The organism is Acinetobacter sp. A3 (assembly GCF_012371415.1).
Lineage (GTDB): Bacteria > Pseudomonadota > Gammaproteobacteria > Pseudomonadales > Moraxellaceae > Acinetobacter.
This window is the reverse complement of the sequence record NZ_JAAZQW010000021.1, coordinates 1-18,417: the sequence shown is the minus strand read 5'-3', so window position 1 is coordinate 18,417 and position 18,417 is coordinate 1. Positions and strand designations below refer to the sequence as shown.

The window sequence follows — 18,417 nt, the reverse complement described above, 5'->3', positions numbered from 1 at the left end:
GTGCGACCACGATATGTTAGAAGAATTACAGCGTCTACAAGCGCATATTGGTGTTTTAAAAACACGAATTGACCATTATGAAAGTGAAAATACGGCCCTCAGCACAGCCAAACAAACTGCTGAGGAACAGCATCATGCACAAATTGTGCAAAGAAACGGCATTATTACCGCAAAACAAGATGAAATTGAAAGTCTGACCGAGCAATTAAGTAGCACACAAGCACAGTTGCAACAGCTGAATCAGGATGCAACGGCTTTGGCAGATCGTTATGGACGTTTAGAAAAAAGCTGTACCGATCTTAAAAACCGCTTTCAGGAAATTTTGGCGGAGCGTAACGAGTTACGCATTTTGAAAGAAAAGATGTTGAATGATCAACGTATGAATCAGCATGAAATTCAAACCCTGAAGCAAGAACGTGATAGATTGTTACAAAAAAATGAGCATGCCAAAGCCAAAGTTGAAGCCATTATTCAGCGTTTGGCAATTTTAGGTACGGCTCAAGACCATCATGCGCAAGAAATTCAACAACTTGCCCACCCTGCCGAAGTGAGTGAGGAAGGTTAATATGTCAGTTCAAATTCCAATTGATTTACGTGTTTTAGGACATAGCTTCCGTTTGGCCACCACTGAAGACCAAAAAGCAGATTTAGAACGTGCCGCGCAATTATTGAATGAGCGCTATGATGAATTTCGTCGTAAAGCGCCACGTATGGAACCTAGCAAACTGATTATTATGGTTGCATTGGAATTGATGCAAGAGGTTCTTTCTATGAACAAATCTTTGCAACATTATGCGCATTGTGAGCGTTTGCTGAGTACGATTCTGCAAGAAGTTGAAGCCTTAACTTAAGTGCTGGTTTTTTAACTTAAGTTTGCATAAAGGCTGTGCAAACAAGACCAAACTTTACAGTTCAACTGTGAACATGAGTTGCCAAGCCCCTGAGATGGGGTATACTAATTCTAACTCTGAGATGTTCGCCAGCGAGTCTATATCCCTGCCGATACTTAAATCTTAGGATTGCGTTCTGCATATTTAGAGCGTATGCCCATCTTGTATGGGAAACCCAGCAAGTATGCGTCGCGTCCGCCTTGAACTTCTTCGGGTTCAGGGTAACGACATGCAGCGGCATCCTCGGAGCTATTTAGTTTTTATAAAAATTACAATATTTCTAAAACTACGCTAATCTAATCTTCAGCTACAAATTAAGTAAAAAAACCTCCTCTCCCTTTGTGACGATGCGTTCTATACCGTGTCTAAAATTTTGTTTCCCTCTATTCAAAGCAAATATATCGAATAAAGAAAATAGATCAAAAGTAAACAGATTTTCAGAAATCTAAAATTGAGTAATTTTTATAGGTACTCATGCATCCTGTGAACGACTTGAATTTACCGCAAGAATTAAAAGAAAAGTTAAGCCCTGTGGAAGCTTTGGTTAAAAGTTTAGTTGAAAGCTGTTAATCAATTGAAGATAGATGCGTTTGCTTTGGCAAAGTTAAAGCAATATTTTAACAAATAAAATTACCTTTAAGATGTTTCCTTAAAGGTATCGTTCAATGCTTGCTGCACCGCATCTATTCTAGCTTTACAAGCTTTATAGGCCTGCATAGATTCTTCAACAAGATTCATCAGGTTATCAATATCTGGCTGTTCTTGTGCTTCCAACAATTCTGCATTTTTCTTCAGAATTTCATAGCCTTGCTTAAAGCTCAGTTCTTCATGATTCATGGGCGTGTACCTGCTGTACGGTGGCATCAATTTTGCCATCCTGTAATTCAATTTGAATGTGTTGATCTGTAATTTGCTGCACTGAACGAATGGCCTTACCCTTGCTTCTTGCAATTGCATATCCCTTTGCCAAAACTGTTTTCGGGTTCTGTAATAAAGTCTCACGCATTAATGTTTCAATCTGGGTCGAAGCAAGTTTAATCTGTTGCTGGGCAAAATATTGATGATTATTTTTTAGGTCTTCAATGCTGCGCTGTGCTTCTGCAATATGCTGTTGAGCCAGTGTTTTAACACGCTGTAAGCATTGATCATTTTGACTTTGATAGGCCACCAATTGATGTTGTGATACCAATTTGATGGTTTGTAATGCACTATTCGCTTCATTGACACGCTCTACAATTAAATTGCGAATCCCTGCAATCACTTTGCTAGGCGTATCAAATGAGCGATGTGCGATTTCATCTAAAATAGTACGGTCTTTTTCATGGCCAATGCCCACCCAAATAGGCACACTGCGTTTGCATAATAAAGCCGCAAGTTCATAATCATTCAAATAGGCCAAGTCATTAACTGCACCGCCACCCCGAATAATTACAATTAAGTCTGGTGCGGTTGGGTAATCCACGACCCACTGTTTCAATGCAGTCGCTAAAGCAGACATAATACTTTGAGGAGCAGTATTCCCTTGAAAAGTCGCAGAATGATAAACAAAGTGACAGACCTGCGCACGAGCCAAAACATCGGCGTCTTTTTTAAAATCTCCTAAACCTGCCGCATTTTCAGGTGCAATCACCAGTACATTTTGTATATCAAAAGGTGCAGCTAACTGTTTATTTTTATGAATTAAACCTTCTATGGTCAGGCGCTGTAAAATTTGCTGATAGCGTTTGGCTAAATCACCCAGCGTAAAACTTGAATCAATTTCTTCAATATTGACCGAAAAACCATATTGCGGGTCAAAACGTGCTTTGACTTTAATCAGCACATTCAGGTCTTTTGTAAGCTCTATACCACTTTCACATTCAAATTTTAAAACAATTTTTTGTGCGGTAAATTTCCAAATGGTGGCCTTACAACTTGCCACGACTTTATGGCTGTCTTCATCTTTTTCAGCCAATTCAAGATAATAATGCCCTGCTTTGATATTCAGATTGCGTATTTCGGCTTTTACCCACACAGCTTCATCAAAGGTCAACTGGATGACTTCTTGAACCGTTGCTAGGTATTCACTGAGGCTGAGCTGAAAATCTGACATATCTTAAATACAAAACGAATCTCCGCTATCTTACAAAATTATTTGCACATTCACATGATTAAAACTCAATCTAAAGCTGAGCCATTTGGCATGGTTTTCATTACTTAAAACACATAAGTGAATTTAATTCACTTACGACTGAGATTAAATCATTTTTATTCATGTTTTGATTGAGGTATAAATCTGCTCATGCTTTTAACGACACACATATTTATCGTTAGTTTTTGATTAAACCATGTGATTTAGCCTGTAAAACAAGCATGCAACTGATTGGAGAATGCCAAAACAGCATTTAGCATCTCCCAAAACAGCGTGAATAAAATTCAGGTTTTTCACAGAAATTTAGGTATTAGATCATCATGAGTCAAGAGTTTACATTTACACTAAAAACCATTCGTTTTGATGAAAATTATCATCCATCTGCGAATACACGCCTCACCACTAACTTTGCGAATTTGGCGCGTGGAGAAAGTCGTCAAGAAAATCTGCGCAAGACGTTAAAGATGATCAACAACCGTTTCAATGATTTAGCTCGTTGGGATAACCCAAACGGCGATCGTTACACGGTTGAAATTGAAATTGTTTCTGTGGATATTGATGTAGAGGGCAACGGCAAGACATTCCCAACGATTGAAGTCTTAAAAACCACAATTGTCGATCATTACAAGAATCAACGTATTGAAGGTATTGTGGGTAACAGTTTTTCATCTTATGTACGGGATTATGATTTCAGTGTTTTACTGCGTGAACACAATCAGAATCGTAATCAATTCAGTACACCAGAAAATTTTGGGGATTTACACGGAAAAATCTTTAAAAGCTTCTTAAACTCGAAAGCGTATCAAGATCACTTCAAAAAGTTGCCTGTCATCTGCTTAAGTGTTTCAAGCAGCAAAACTTATCATCGTACTGAAAATCAACACCCGATCTTGGGTGTGGAATATCAGCAAAATGAATTTTCACCTACCGATGAATATTTCAAAAAAATGGGCCTGCAAGTACGTTATTTCATGCCGCCAAATAGCGTTGCGCCTTTTGCTTTCTACTACACAGGTGACTTACTGAGTGATTACAGCAATCTTGAGTTAATCAGTACCATCAGCACCATGGAAACTTTCCAAAAGATTTACCGCCCAGAAATTTACAATGCCAATTCGGTTGCAGGTCAGTGCTATCAGCCAAGTTTGAACTATCAAGATTATTCATTGACTCAAATTGTATATGACCGTGAAGAACGCACACAACTTGCGATTCAACAAGGTAAATTTACCGAAGAAAGTTTTATCAAGCCTCACAAAGCCATTCTTGAACAATGGGCTGCCAACTACGTTGCTTAACTGACCCAAATAGATAATTGATTATGAAAATTTTATTGCCTACATCTACCGCTGGTAGCCTGCCTAAACCTGCATGGCTTGCAGAACCAGAAAAGCTTTGGTCGCCTTGGAAATTACAAGATGAGCAACTGCTTGAAGGTAAACAAGATGCACTGATTGTCGCTTTACATGAACAACAACAGGCTGGCCTTGATATAGTCAGTGATGGTGAGCAAACCCGTCAGCACTTTGTTACCACTTTTATTGAACACTTAAATGGTGTCGATTTTGAGCAACGTGAGACGGTGCGTATTCGTAATCGTTACGATGCTAGCGTTCCAACAGTTGTGGGTGAAGTGACCCGTCCTAAATCTGTATTTGTGCAAGATGCCAAATTTTTACGTCAGCAAACCAATCAGCCAATCAAATGGGCGTTGCCTGGCCCTATGACCATGATTGATACCTTGTACGATGCACATTATAAAAGCCGTGAAAAACTCGCCTGGGAATTTGCCAAAATTCTGAATCAGGAAGCTAAAGAACTGGAAGCCGCAGGTGTCGACATTATCCAGTTTGATGAGCCTGCTTTTAATGTGTTTTTTGATGAAGTTAATGACTGGGGCATCGCGACCTTAGAACGTGCCATTGAAGGTCTGAAATGTGAAACCTCTGTGCACATTTGCTACGGTTATGGCATCAAAGCCAACACTGACTGGAAAAAAACACTCGGTTCAGAATGGCGTCAATACGAAGCAGTATTCCCTAAACTACAAAGCTCCAACATCGACATTGTTTCACTAGAATGTCACAATTCACGTGTGCCACTTGAGCTCATTGAACTAATCCGTGGCAAAAAAGTCATGGTGGGGGCTATTGATGTTGCAACACATCAAATTGAAACAGCTGAAGAGGTGGCTGACACATTACGCAAGGCATTGCAGTTTGTAGATGCAGACAAACTCTACCCTTCAACCAACTGCGGAATGGCACCTTTACCACGCAATGTCGCCCGAAGCAAAATGCAGGCTTTAACTGCAGGTGCAGCATTGCTCAGAAACGAACTTGCTTTCTAAAACTGCGCACTCATCTTTCTGCAATTTTCTGATGGGTTCAGGCAAACTGGGCTGTTAAATCGGGTGTCATTTCCCAGTTTAACAGCGCAGTTAAAATGCCATTCATCACATCGTAATATCCACAGCCTCATTTAAATTCTCACTCATGTGACACAGCACATGATGATTCTTGATTTATTTATAGAGCAATGCTGAAAGTTCTAATGAGGAGCTTAGGAACAAAGTAATGGTTGAAGCAACTGACTTTAAAAATGCAATGTCTTGGTTAACAGGTGCGGTAAATGTCGTGACCACATCGGGAGCCTCTGGTCAGCATGGATTTACTGCATCTGCGGTATGCAGTGTGACAGATACACCACCAACGCTATTGGTCTGTATGAATCAGGCTGCACGTTCACATCTACATTTTATAGAAAATAAAATTTTGAGTGTGAACGTTCTGGGTGCACATCATCAGCATCTTTCAAATGTGTTTTCTTCCAAAATGAGTTCAGAAGAACGCTTTGAACATGCCACTTGGACCAAACTTAAAACTGGTGCACCCGTACTAGAAGATGCGTTGGTCAGTTTTGATTGTCAAATCGAGCAAACACAAGAAGTTGGCACACACACTATTTTTATTTGCCGTATTGTCGCAATTCAACATAGCCCACATGAGCAAGGTTTGGTGTATTTTAATCGTGCTTATCACCATGTTGGACAAGCATCGATGCTTTAAACTCAGTCAGAAAATATTAAAGCAGCCGATTTGCTCATGTAAGACCAACAAGCCACTTATCTGGATTAGTTGGGCAAGGTATAGCCTTTTTCATTAAATAAACGTAACGCAGCATCACACACCTCTGTATCGTAAATGGTACCGCGTCCACGCATAATTTCAGCCAATGCCACATCTACCCCCAAGGCAGGTCGGTATGGACGGTGTGATGCCATAGATTCAATCACATCTGCCACAGTCAGCACGCGTGCTTCAGGTAGAATTTCATCACCTTTTAAGCCATTTGGATAACCTGTCCCGTCCATACGCTCGTGGTGCTGCCCAATAATATCTGCAATCGGTATAATAAATGGCACATCTTTTAAAATGTCATAACCTGCTTGCGCATGCCCTTTCATCATTTCCATTTCAATTGGGGTTAAGCGTGAAGGCTTGGTTAAAATTTCTGAAGGTATCGAAATTTTACCAATATCATGCACCAAGCCAATTTCTTCCATTTGTAAACAACGCTTATCATCCCACCCCATTTCTTTGGCAATTGCACTGGCAATTAGGCCGACACGTCGCTCATGACCCGCAGTATATGGGTCTCGCATTTCTACCATAGTCGATACCGCTTGCAAAGTACCGTACATGGTGTCTTCGAGTTGTTTCACGAGCATGGCAATTTGTTCTTCGGCTTCTTTTTGTTCGGTAATGTCTTGTGCCATGACAATCGTTGCAGGCAAACCATCATCCCAAATAATCATACGTGCATGTAGTGCAAAGGCACGGACTTGGCCATTTTTATGGCACATGGCAACAGTGCAAGACACGTTTGAACGTCCGCCCGCTTGTACCTGTTCCTCTGCATGCCGAACCACCTCAAGATTTTCTGGCGTTTGATCTATGAAATCAAATACATATTGACCAATCAACTCATCAACTGACCAACCCAACATTTCAGAATAACTTGGGTTCACATATAAATAGTAGTTATCGCGCAGCACATACATGCCCACGACGGTTTTTTCAACCATGCCACGGAAACGTTGTTCACTATCAATTAACGCCTGTTCAGTTTGGCGGATGGTGGTTAAATCTGTCCAAGCCACAATGGCGTCTTGCCCGACAATTGCCAATGTACGATGTGCAATACGTAAACTTCCATCTTTGGCTATTAAGCTAATTTCAGGGAATTGAATCTGTTTGCCCTGTTTCGCCGCAACAATCGCATCATGCCAATTGTGTCGCATAAACTGTTGTAACTTTTCATCGGGTGCAACTTTGTTCACCCAATGCTCACGGGTGACTAGCTCATCGCCTTTATATCCAAGCCAGTTTTCATAAGCTAAATTGACCGCCACAATGCGTTCATTTGCCAAGGAAATAATTTGCATTGGCACAGGTGACTGAAAAAACACTTCTTCAAAGCGTTGTTCCATTTGCTTAGAACGACTTTCGGCAAGCCGTCGCTGTTGTTCTGCAGAAAAACGCTCTAAAGCCGATGAGATATCTTTAGACAGATTTTGTAATAACTGAATTTGCTCATGGTCAAACTCATCACTACTTGTGGTATAGAGTCCAATTAAGCCCCAGAAATATCCTTGAAACATCAACGGCGTTAGTGCTGCTTGGCAGATTTTTTCTTGTTTTAAATAGCGACGCCACGCTTGGTATTCCTGCGATGCATTTTCATACTGATCATCATTTAAAACATAGGTATACACATCAATATCGGCACTGCTGTTTTTCACTTTTTGTAGTGGATATGGCGCTTCTTGGTTCAATGCCTGCTGCAACGTCATCAGGATGTGTGCATCGATATTGTGATGAAATTCTATAGACAGCATTTGATCTGCATGGCTATCTAACTTCATAGCAATAAAAATTTTGTCAAAGCTACCTAGACGCAATAACACATGCCGTAGTTCTTTTAACAAACCATGTTGGTTTTTGCTATGTGCAATAACACGGTTTGTTTCACTAGATAATTGATATAAATAGGTCAAGCGCTCCACACGTGCTTGAGACTTTAAGCGACTATAGACCTCTGTAATTTGACTGCAGATATGATCAATTAAATTTTGTTCTTCTGGCGTAAATTCGGGCATCAGCTCGGGCTGTTCGTACCAAATTCTGAGCATACCAAAGCTTTGTTGTTGATGCTGAAATACAGATTGCAACTCAGACTGATTTTCAGTTGTACGGGCATCGCCTAAATTGCCCCACTCACTTTCAATATTAATTCGTAGCTGTTTAGGGTGTGAAAAGCCTGAAGGAATAATCTTTAAAGCTTTGCCAAGCAAATCTGCCATATCGGCTTTATGTTCATTACACAGCTGATTAATCTGATTTAAGCAACGTACTTCTTTTACCCGATCACGTAAATCTCGGAGTAATCGCTCACGTTGTGTGACATCACGAACCACCATCACCCACACGGTTTTTTGACCTAAACGCTCAGTAAAAGGTGCGACATGACATTCAATGGTTTTCTGATCGGGCAAAGCCAGTTGTACCAAAAACTCATGTGGTTTTTGATTTAAACGTGAACATACAGGGCAGTTTTCAGCAAGCACGCGCGGATCATGCAATAATTCATGTACAGAACAACCCACTAAGCGTGCTGCAGACCTACCATGCACACGTGTAGCTGCTAAATTTGCCTGCTGAATTGTTTGATTGGCTTTTACAATATAGGTTGGGTCTGGAATGGTGTCATAAGTGCTTGCTGCTTTTGACAACATGCTAAACGGCTCTTTCAGGGTCGATTCCACTAAGGCAATATAAATAAACCAGTACGAATAAACCTTGAGTACATGCCCCCATAAATTGGCATCTGAATAAATCGATACATATTGAGTAAAGGTAAATTCTGAAGCCATCATGGTGAGCATGGACAAGCTAATACCAAAGGTCAGTTTTGGATTTAAGTATTTACGGCGTTGCCATAAATAAACCAGAGCGACTGCCAAAACCGCAATAATCAGATATTCACTATAAATTTTAAAGGATGTGAGCCCCTGCCCATCCACAAAGGCGGCTGGGAAATACCCTTGCATAATGGCAACCACCAGTGAAATGCTCACCACCCCAAAAAATACATTCAGCTGCAATGGCTTAATGGCACGGGTGAGCATAAACGGCGCGGCTAACATAGCAAAAGCTTGCAACAATCGTGCTGCTATCCAAAGCTGAGTGGCAGGGTTTGCACTTTCAATCGGCAGCAGTTGCATGCCTTGAAAAAGTAACGTGTGGAATAAGTCAATCAGTCCACACCAACCAATTGCGATGGCAATAAACACCACAAAATAGTTTCGAGTAAAATGCCGAGAAATGAGGGTCACAATCAAGGTTGTAACCGCAATCACAATTGAAATTAATTCAGCTAGTGTATGGGTGAATAAAAAACCAAGCGAACGATTGCTACACCAAATCAGCACTGCAAAATAGGTGGGCGTCAAGATCATCATATAAGGAGAAATAAACGACTTTAAGTCGAATACATCTGGTGATAACTGGTCACGAGATGATTTAGCCATAATATTTCCCCTATGAGATAACCTCATGGTATTGAATAAAATCGCACATCCATACCCTAAAGTATTTTAAAGCACGGCTTACACCTACAGCCCCAATACATCAGGGACTACCGCTTTGTAAAATTAAATCCTACCCCTACATTTTGCCAAATTTATGCAACTTTTCAATAATTTAATTCTGAATTTGCATCATATCAAACAGACACTAATTTCAAATCACCGGCTATTTATGCAGCTTATTTTCACTCAAACTTAAGTTTTACTTAATAATGCAGAATAATTTCACTGGGGTGTGAATCTATACAATACTGATCTAGCAAAGGCTTGCTTTATGCTTCTGCCTTCACCACCAATACTGGCAATTGCGTAGAACCCAATACATGCGCAGCCACACTGCCCAATAACATTTTTTGCATTCCTGTACGGCCATGCGACCCCATAACAATACAATCGGCTTCCAGTTCTGTAGCGAGCGACACAATACTCTGCCCAATAGATAAACTTTTAATCACTCGAGTTTGCGCATCTACACCAACTCTTGCCGCAATATCACTGGCTTGTTGCAAAGCTTTTTCTGCATTGGCATAGACTTGTACAAAATATTCTTTCATTGGCGCAGAAACGTAGTAATAGGCAAAATCTAAATCTTTATACGGGTCTTCTGCCACAAGGCTAATCAGGGTCAATTCACCATTACAGGCTTTTGCAATTTCAGCAGCATGCTGTACCGCTGCTAAAGAAATTTTGGAACCATCTACAGGTACTAAAATATTCTGAAATGACATTTGAATTTCCCCTTTAAATTTATCAATTTATGTTCAGTACGATGACATTCATCTTACAGTCTATTGATCAATTTACAAGGAGCCTGTTGCTATACAATCTATGCTCGCCCGCGATGTTATAACCGATACAAAAATATGGATTCCGTACAGATCGCCTGAAATTCCAATCAAATTTCGCAGCAAGACTGCCCCTGATTTGACGATTTATTACGATAAATTTTATAGAATAATTTATGCTATAAATCACATATCCATTGATGAAAATTAAATAACAAGAGAGTTGTCTATGCCGCATTCTTACCACCGCGAAAAACATTATATTGAACGCTCTGGATGGTTACGCGCTGCAGTATTGGGTGCAAATGATGGGATTATTTCAGTCACCAGTTTAGTGGTCGGCATGGCAGCCAGTGGTGCCTCTTCACAAACTTTATTGGTCACTTGTATTGCGGGTTTAATTTCAGGTGCAGCCTCTATGGCCGCGGGAGAATATATTTCGGTCAAATCGCAACAAGATATTGAACAAAATGACCTTGCCATGGAAGCACGTGAGTTAGAATTGCATCCTGAACACGAACTAAAAGAGCTTAAAAATATTTATATGTTGCGTGGTTTAGATGAAAACCTTGCCGAACAAGTAGCGCAACAATTAACTGCGCATAATGCTTTAGATGCACATGCACGTGATGAAATTGGAATTTTAGAACATACCTCTGCCCAGCCTTTTACGGCGGCATTTTCATCGGCCTTGGCATTTACCGTGGGTTCACTGTTTCCATTGGTATCCATTCTACTGTTACCAGAACAACAACTCGCTAAAGGCGTCATGTTGGTGGGTGTCATCAGTTTAGGCATCATGGGGGCTTTGGCGAGCTATGTAGGCGGTGCAAGCATGTGGAAAGGTGCTTTGCGCGTCATGGTGTGGGGTATTGTGGCCATGTTGTTCAGTTCATGGATTGGCTCAATGTTCCATGTCGCTGTTGCCTAATTTTAAATTCAGTTAAAGCAGCCCTTAATCTAAACACAGAGAGGGCTGCTTGATCTCTAAACAAGTTAAATTCATTCTTAAAATGCTTGTTCATCTCTAAACCGTTTGCATTGCTACACAATAGCCCTACGTGCTTTACACAATTTTTAAAATCATTTTAAGCCAAGCTTAAGTTTGTAATTCTAGGCTAAAGCATCTCAAAACATCTTCGATTGCATGACGATGACTCAACAGCCGCAACCGCACCGCACACCTTCTATTTTTTCGAGATTTAGATGGAGCGCTCCATCTATTTCATTGTTTAAGTTCAATTTACTGCTAGCTGTTTGGCTAGGCGTGGTCTTAAACTATGGATTTTATGAAAAAATTCATCAATTTACGCCGTATCAGGGCATCAAAGCCACTGGCTTATTAATCGCAACAGTGCTTGTGATTGTGGCGGCGTATCATCTGTTATTGCAGTGGCTGAACTGGCGCTGGAATGCCAAAATAATGGCCAGTATCTTCATTGTGATGGGCGGTTTTAGTGCCTATTTTGTGAATAGTTTGGGTGTTGTCATCACCCCTGACCAAATTCAGAATATGCTGCAAACCGATGTGCGTGAAGTGCGTGATTTGTGGTCTATACGCTTGATCATTTGGAGCACCCTATTGGTGATTGCTCCCCTGTGTTTGGTGTGGATGGTCAATATTCAGGCTACATCGCTACCACGCCAATTTCTACAAAAAACCTTGGCCAGCATGCTATCGCTGGTGTTTATTTTAGGCTTATTGTTTTATTTTTATGTTGATTATGCGGCTATTTTTCGTGAGCATCGTGACTTAAAAGGTATGCTATCCCCCCAAAATGCCATCGCTTCTAGCCTGTCCTATTATAAAAAGAAAGCACCCAAACAACATTTACCCCTGCTGCACTATGGTAAAGATGCGCATCGTATTCAACGCACCCAAGCAGGTACACCACCTAAAATTATGTTGTTGGTGGTCGGTGAAACCGCACGTGCTGAAAGTTTTTCACTCAATGGCTACGCCAAAAATACCAATCCTGAATTATCTAAATTGCCTATTCTCAACTTTAAGCAGGTCAGTTCTTGCGGTACAGCAACCGCTGTCTCTGTACCTTGTATGTTCTCTGGCATGCCCCGTGCAGATTATGATGAGCAACTGGCCAGCCACCGCGAAGGGTTGCTTGATATTGCACAACGTGCAGGCTATCAAGTGACTTGGATTGACAACAATTCAGGCTGTAAAGGTGCATGTGATCGGGTGCAGCAATTTCAGATACCCGCTGCGTTGAAACAGAAATGGTGTGATGCCAGCGGAGAATGCCTAGACGAAATTCTAGTCGATAGCTTGCAAAGCTATTTAAGTCAGCTTGACCCAAAAGATACACGCTCTCATCTGATTGTGTTACATCAAATGGGCAGTCACGGACCTGCATATTACAAACGCTCTACTGCGGCTTATCAACCTTTCCAGCCCATGTGTAACAGCAATGCCATTCAAGGTTGCAGTGCCAATGCCTTGACTAACACGTATGACAACTCAATTGTGTACACCGACCATGTATTGAGTCAGTTGATTCAAACCTTGCAGCAACAAAAACATTATCAAACTGGCTTCTGGTATGTGTCAGATCATGGCGAATCGACAGGTGAGCATGGCTTATATTTACACGGTGCACCGTATTCAATGGCACCAAGCCAGCAAACTCATGTACCTATGCTCATGTGGTTTTCAGAGGCTTGGCAGCAACAACAGCCTGCTCAAGTTAACTGTCTGAAAGCACAGACTGCTCGCACCTTAAGCCATGACAATCTTTTTCCGAGTTTATTAAGTCTATTGGACATAAAAAGCCAAGTGATTGACCCTAAAAATGATATGCTCAATCAATGCGCATCCTCAACATCTACGCTCAACCACGAGTCCGCCCATGCCTAAAATATTAATCATTGAAGATGACTTTATGATTGCCGAGTCGACCCAGACCCTGTTAAAGCTGCAACAGTTTGAGGTTTCGTGGGTCAATAATGGTATTGATGGGTTAAAAGCTTTACAACAGCACAGTTTTGATCTGGTCTTGCTGGATTTAGGCCTACCCATGATGGATGGTATGCAGGTACTGAAAAATATACGGCAACTCTTTCCACAATTACCTGTACTGATTATTTCCGCACGTGATCAGCTACAACAACGGGTTGAAGGTTTAAATCAGGGTGCCGATGATTACTTAATTAAACCTTATGCTTTCGATGAGCTATTGGCCCGAATTCATGCTCTGCTCCGACGCAGTGGACAACCAATTGTTGGCAATGACAGCAGCATTTTACGCTATGGCGATTTAAGCCTAGACACCAAGCAACATCTGGCTAAATTTAAAGGGGACTACATCGAACTGTCTAACCGTGAATGGGCCATATTATTGGCATTGGTCAGTCATCCCAATAAAATTTTTTCTAAAAGTAATTTAGAAGATAAATTATATGATTTTGACAGTGAAGTCAGCAGCAATACCATTGAGGTGTATATTCACCATTTACGCGCCAAACTTGGCAAAGACTTTATTCGTACCATTCGTGGTTTGGGCTACCGTTTAGGATAAAATTAATGCCTTCCTATTCTTTGCAAAAACGCCTGATTATTTATGTTTCTGTTTTTAGTGTGATGCTGGGTTGCGTGTTGGTTTTTGCAGCCTATCGTATTGCACTTGAAGAAATGAACGAAATATTAGATGCGCAAATGCAAAGTCTGGCAGAACGTATTGCAGCCACTCAGCCTCAACCAACCCAAAGCCAAATTGATCTGCAACAGCGTTATAGCGAAGAAGATTTATTTGTCGATATCTGGTCTTATACAGATACTGAATCACCACAACATCCGCATGGCGTCTTGCTTGCTCCTGTCCCTAAAGCGGGTTTTTATAGCCATCAAACTGCATCGGGCTTATGGCATACCTATATTTTGCCGCAACAGAATGTGCAAATTCAGATTAGTCAGCAAAATAGCGTGCGGCAGTATTTGGCACTCGAATTGGCAGCGAATATGTTTATTCCTTATGCCTTATTTTTACCTTTTGCCCTACTCGCTTTAGGTTGGCTGATTCGACATAATTTTCAGCCTTTAAATGCATTTAAAAATGAATTGGCAAGCCGTAAAGCACAAGCACTAGACCCAATTCAGATGCAGCAATATCCTGTTGAGCTTGCTCCCACCATTCAGGAAATGAACCAGTTATTTATGCGTATTTCAAGCGCACAGCAAGAGCAGCGCCAGTTTGTGGCTGACGCTGCGCACGAACTACGCACACCGCTCACCGCACTCAATTTGCAAGTACAGATTTTGCTGCAACAGTTCCCGCACAGTGATGCATTACAGAATTTAAGCCAAGGTGTTTTACGCTTACAACACTTGGTGAATCAATTGCTGAGCCTAGCCAAACAAGATGCATCTGACAGCTTGACCGAACCCAATCAAAGCTTGTCTTTAAATCAAATGACCATTGCCTGCGTGGAACAACTGATTCAATTGGCACTGCAAAAAGACATCGACTTAGGTGTAGAACAACAACAGGAGCTGAATATTTATGGACAAGCCTCTGCAGTCCATTCCATTATTTATAATTTGATTGACAATGCGATCAAATATACCCCTGAACATGGGGTAATTAATGTGTCTATTCTTCAACAAGCTGAAGCAGTGCTGTTGCAAATTGAAGACAGCGGTACAGGTATTGACCCTGCACAATTCAACCAAATTCGACAACGTTTTTACCGCATTCACAACCATGCAGAAATTGGCAGTGGCTTAGGTCTTTCAATTGTCGATAAAGCCACACAGCGCTTAGGCGCAACGCTCGAGTTTTCTAAAAGTACCAGTTTAGGCGGCTTGTGCGTACAGGTAAAATTCCCCTCTACTCCAACGCAACCTCATACAATCCACTCAACAGAGGCTTAAATATATTCCACCGTTTTTTCTGCCTTAACAAACCGATCTGCAAACAACGCATAAGCCATTACATTTAAGCCCCAAATAATCCAGCCAGTCCAAAGCGTATGGCTTAAAAAATGCGCCCCACGCATCATTTGTGCCCAACCCATGGCAAAACCTAAAATCAAAGCAGCAAGTAGAAAAAATATGCCCGCTTAGGCCGTGTAGTGCGATAAATAAAATATCCGACCAATAATGCAAAACCGCTTGAAGCATGTCCACCTGGGAAACAATGCCCTGCTGTAGCACTTAAGTCCCATAAAATTCCCTGCGTTGTAGCCACTGCCATATCCCATGGGCAGGCATGCGCCGATTGTGATTTTAAAATGGCAATTGTGCTTGTTGCGAGCATCACCATAATAAAGAAATACCCAAATTCCCTGCGTCGTGGCTTAAATTTTTCAGAGTAAAAAGACATCAGCCATGCAATGCCATAACTGAGATACACAGCAATTAATACATATTTAACATAGCGATGATTCAACTCTGCCAAAGCCCAGTGCTGACGCAATGGAAATGCAGCATTGACATCTATATAAGCTGTAATCAATTTTAAATCGACTGCGCCCGCAACCGTAAAAAAGTTAAGTAGCAGTATCGCACTGAGAATTAAAAGTAAGCTCTGAGTCAATAAAAAGCGTGTGGTCTGGGGCTGCATATAAAATGCTCTGTAATATGGATAATGGGATGGCTGTGATTTTTAGTTTACTGATGCAGGCAGCAGACAGATCACCCACGTCACTACAATCATGCTTAAGGCAACAAACTGCGCTGCACTGCCCATATCTTTAGCGTTTTTAGACAGCGGATGTTGTTCTAGTGAAATCCGATCGACCACTGCTTCAATGCCAGAATTCAGTAATTCAACAATAAGTGCCAATAAACACACCACCACCATAACCACCTGTTCAGCACGACCGACAGGTACAAAAAAACTGGATGGAATTAAAATTAGATTGAGCAATGCAATTTGCCGAAAGGCAGCTTCTTGGGTAAACGCCGTTTTTAATCCAGCCCATGAATAACGAGCGGCATTGAGAATTCGTTGCACACCAATTGTGCCTTTATAGGGAGAACGAGGAAGCATCATTCCGTCACATTCTAAATGAAGGTGACTCATGCTAGAGGATTCATCTTAAAACTGGCTTAATTGCAGTGGGGTTAATTTATTAAAAATAATTCTTGTTCCATCATGGGATATTGAAAAAAACTAGGATCTATAACTTTTTAATATCTAAAAATCATTGTTTTAGAAAAAATCTCACCTTTTTCAATATCAGAATATTTTAAGTTTTGGATCACCCTACCGCTAAACAACTCACGGTTGCACCAACTGCTCTGCTTCCACTTTTTTCATATCAAATTCAGGACTTTCCTTCGCCTGAATAATTTGTACTGGAATAAAACGCACCTGTACCATACTTGGTTTGCCTCTTGGGTCTAGTTTTAATTTCTGATTCAAATCTGAAATTTTCTGTGCTTGAGGAGCAAGATCACCACGTAAAACTACCCGAACCAAAGTCATGTCACTACGACGGTCAAACTGTACCGTATCAATTAAATTGTTATGCTGATTCAATTGTTCAGCAATGGTCGTTTCTATATGGTTTTCATAAATTTGCTTATTGAGCATAAAAAGAAAATTAAATGTTAAATAAACTCCTAAACCCAATAAAAAAATCAAACTCATTGCATTTCTTTTTATGAATTCCAATACATTACTCTGTACTTCTTCATCTGAACCACGTCTAAAACCAGCCATCCACAATACAAGTGAAGAACTAATTTGTATGGCAACAATATTGGTCATAGCCAATAATGCCGCATTGGCCGCATGTTTCCATTCCAAATGGGCCAATAAAATACCACTCGCCACCAAAGGTGGAACCAAAGCTGTTGCGACCGCAACCCCAACCACAGCCACCGACAGACGTGGAGAAACTGCGGCAAAAGCACCCGCTGCACCGCCAGCGAGCGCAATCATCAAATCCATAATGGTAGGTTGAGTGCGAGATAAAATTTCATGGGTAATAGGAAGATTAATATTGATTAAACCCAACACCACACCAATCACAACAATCATAACCACGCCAAGCACCAAGGTTTTGAATGCTGTTTTAAACAACAACCAACGGTTATCAATAAAAGCTAGCGCAATCCCGGATATTGGCCCAAGCATCATTGCTACTAACATTGCACCAATCACTACTGCAGCAGAATTTGACAATAAGCCATAACCTGCAATAACAGCAGCCAAAGCATTCATAATAAAAAAGGTTTTACTTGGCAGCGCATCGGCCTGAATATTCAGACGCACCTGTTTATGATCAATTTTCTTAGAGTTTTCTCTGGCCGCTTGTTTATATTTGAGTTTTTCCTTGAGCAACTCATATTTTTCTTGTTCGGGGCCATCATCTACCACAATGGTTGCTTCTTTATCTTTATCCATCTTCTGGCCTCGGTTAGGCTAAGCAGGTATAACCTTAAGATTCCTGCTCAGCCGTAGAACGTGTGCAGTTACGCCCACTGTGTTTTGCTTCATACAATTTATTATCTGCTATTTCCAAAACTTCAGAGACATCTTGTGCATCTTTAGGCCAGAAAGAAATGCCTATAGAGATCGTGATTTGCCCCATGTCATGAATAGTGCTTTCCTGCATAGTTTTGCGCAGACGCTCTGCTGCTTTATACGCCACACTTGGCTCACCCGTGGTCATTAACACAACAAACTCTTCACCGCCACTACGGCAACAAATATCATGTTCTCTGAAATTATCTTGCATAAATCGTGCAAGTGTTTGCAACACTAAATCGCCTTTAGCATGCCCATATTGATCATTGACCCTTTTAAAGAAATGGCGAATTCAAACATGAGGTGCGACAGTTTCAAAAGCCTTATGATAATCAACAAGCTGAGCAAACTTCTCTAATGGTGTAAGCCAATCTAACACTTTTCTAGGACGAGTGTTCAGTGACATGGCAACTTGATTTAAATAATGCTGATCTGCCTGATTTAAATCAATCCCTTTAGGTAAATATTGCCT

General features: G+C 41.0%; 16 protein-coding genes, 1 other RNA gene and 2 pseudogenes. 10 read left to right on the top strand and 9 right to left on the bottom strand.

Going from position 1 to position 18,417, the window contains the following annotated elements; all coding sequences use genetic code 11:
• Positions 1–13 precede the first annotated feature (13 nt).
• From HHA42_RS08325 to ssrS, 3 genes are all read left to right on the top strand, one after another.
• Entirely contained in the window at positions 14–565 is a 552-nt protein-coding gene (locus tag HHA42_RS08325) for a hypothetical protein (RefSeq protein WP_168461725.1), read from the top strand.
• Between the two features lies 1 nt (position 566).
• Positions 567–851 carry a cell division protein ZapA gene (locus tag HHA42_RS08320; RefSeq protein WP_168418645.1) on the top strand — a complete coding sequence of 95 codons (285 nt, stop codon included), beginning with the start codon at positions 567–569 and terminating at the stop codon, positions 849–851.
• A 110-nt stretch (positions 852–961) separates the two neighbouring features.
• A non-coding RNA gene (ssrS, locus tag HHA42_RS08315) (6S RNA) lies at positions 962–1,144 on the top strand.
• A gap of 382 nt (positions 1,145–1,526) precedes the next feature.
• Here ssrS and xseB read toward each other — a convergent pair.
• Both xseB and xseA read right to left on the bottom strand, forming a co-directional pair.
• Entirely contained in the window at positions 1,527–1,727 is a 201-nt protein-coding gene (gene xseB, locus HHA42_RS08310) for an exodeoxyribonuclease VII small subunit (RefSeq protein WP_168418647.1), read from the bottom strand.
• Positions 1,717–2,982 (bottom strand): exodeoxyribonuclease VII large subunit, encoded by a 1,266-nt coding sequence (xseA, locus tag HHA42_RS08305; RefSeq protein ID WP_168526115.1) that lies wholly within the window; start codon positions 2,980–2,982, stop codon positions 1,717–1,719. Before xseA ends, xseB begins: the two co-directional genes overlap by 11 nt.
• Positions 2,983–3,341: 359 nt before the next feature.
• Between xseA and HHA42_RS08300 the strand changes: the two genes are divergently transcribed.
• The 3 genes from HHA42_RS08300 to HHA42_RS08290 all read left to right on the top strand — a co-directional run bounded on the left by HHA42_RS08300 (position 3,342) and on the right by HHA42_RS08290 (position 6,089).
• Positions 3,342–4,319, top strand: a complete 978-nt coding sequence (locus HHA42_RS08300) for a DUF1852 domain-containing protein (protein ID WP_168461869.1) — start codon at positions 3,342–3,344, stop codon at positions 4,317–4,319.
• A 23-nt stretch (positions 4,320–4,342) separates the two neighbouring features.
• Positions 4,343–5,371: a methionine synthase gene (locus HHA42_RS08295; protein ID WP_168526113.1), complete on the top strand. Its 1,029-nt coding sequence runs from the start codon at positions 4,343–4,345 to the stop codon at positions 5,369–5,371.
• Positions 5,372–5,597: 226 nt separating this feature from the next.
• Entirely contained in the window at positions 5,598–6,089 is a 492-nt protein-coding gene (locus HHA42_RS08290; RefSeq protein WP_168418651.1) for a flavin reductase, read from the top strand.
• Between the two features lie 65 nt (positions 6,090–6,154).
• On the opposite strand, the gene HHA42_RS08285 is transcribed toward HHA42_RS08290, so the two are convergent.
• Together HHA42_RS08285 and HHA42_RS08280 are read right to left on the bottom strand one after the other, a co-directional pair.
• Positions 6,155–9,613, bottom strand: coding sequence for an MASE3 domain-containing protein (locus tag HHA42_RS08285; RefSeq protein WP_168526111.1), 3,459 nt, complete (start codon positions 9,611–9,613; stop codon positions 6,155–6,157).
• 329 nt (positions 9,614–9,942) lie between these two features.
• Complete coding sequence (locus tag HHA42_RS08280) at positions 9,943–10,398, bottom strand: universal stress protein (RefSeq protein WP_168526109.1); 456 nt, start codon at positions 10,396–10,398, stop codon at positions 9,943–9,945.
• Between the two features lie 286 nt (positions 10,399–10,684).
• Between HHA42_RS08280 and HHA42_RS08275 the strand changes: the two genes are divergently transcribed.
• The 4 genes from HHA42_RS08275 to HHA42_RS08260 all read left to right on the top strand — a co-directional run bounded on the left by HHA42_RS08275 (position 10,685) and on the right by HHA42_RS08260 (position 15,340).
• Positions 10,685–11,386, top strand: a complete 702-nt coding sequence (locus HHA42_RS08275; protein WP_168418654.1) for a VIT family protein — start codon at positions 10,685–10,687, stop codon at positions 11,384–11,386.
• Positions 11,387–11,608: 222 nt separating this feature from the next.
• Positions 11,609–13,327, top strand: coding sequence for a phosphoethanolamine--lipid A transferase (locus tag HHA42_RS08270; protein WP_168526106.1), 1,719 nt, complete (start codon positions 11,609–11,611; stop codon positions 13,325–13,327).
• A complete protein-coding gene (locus tag HHA42_RS08265) occupies positions 13,320–13,988 on the top strand; it encodes a response regulator transcription factor (protein ID WP_168526104.1) in 669 nt (222 codons plus the stop codon). The genes HHA42_RS08270 and HHA42_RS08265 overlap by 8 nt, the downstream gene beginning before the upstream one ends.
• Positions 13,989–13,993: 5 nt before the next feature.
• Positions 13,994–15,340 (top strand): ATP-binding protein, encoded by a 1,347-nt coding sequence (locus HHA42_RS08260; protein WP_168526102.1) that lies wholly within the window; start codon positions 13,994–13,996, stop codon positions 15,338–15,340.
• Here the strand turns inward: HHA42_RS08260 and HHA42_RS08255 are convergent.
• From HHA42_RS08255 to HHA42_RS08235, 5 genes and pseudogenes are all read right to left on the bottom strand, one after another.
• Positions 15,337–16,031 (bottom strand): annotated as a pseudogene (locus tag HHA42_RS08255) (phosphatase PAP2 family protein). The gene HHA42_RS08260 and the pseudogene HHA42_RS08255 sit on opposite strands and share 4 nt — an antisense overlap.
• Positions 16,032–16,073: 42 nt before the next feature.
• Complete coding sequence (locus HHA42_RS08250; protein WP_168526100.1) at positions 16,074–16,463, bottom strand: diacylglycerol kinase; 390 nt, start codon at positions 16,461–16,463, stop codon at positions 16,074–16,076.
• Between the two features lie 228 nt (positions 16,464–16,691).
• Entirely contained in the window at positions 16,692–17,822 is a 1,131-nt protein-coding gene (locus tag HHA42_RS08245; protein ID WP_168526098.1) for a DUF389 domain-containing protein, read from the bottom strand.
• A 34-nt stretch (positions 17,823–17,856) separates the two neighbouring features.
• Positions 17,857–18,180: a GGDEF domain-containing protein gene (locus tag HHA42_RS08240; protein WP_354667085.1), complete on the bottom strand. Its 324-nt coding sequence runs from the start codon at positions 18,178–18,180 to the stop codon at positions 17,857–17,859.
• A gap of 57 nt (positions 18,181–18,237) precedes the next feature.
• Positions 18,238–18,417, bottom strand: a pseudogene (locus HHA42_RS08235) (IS30 family transposase); the annotation flags it as partial.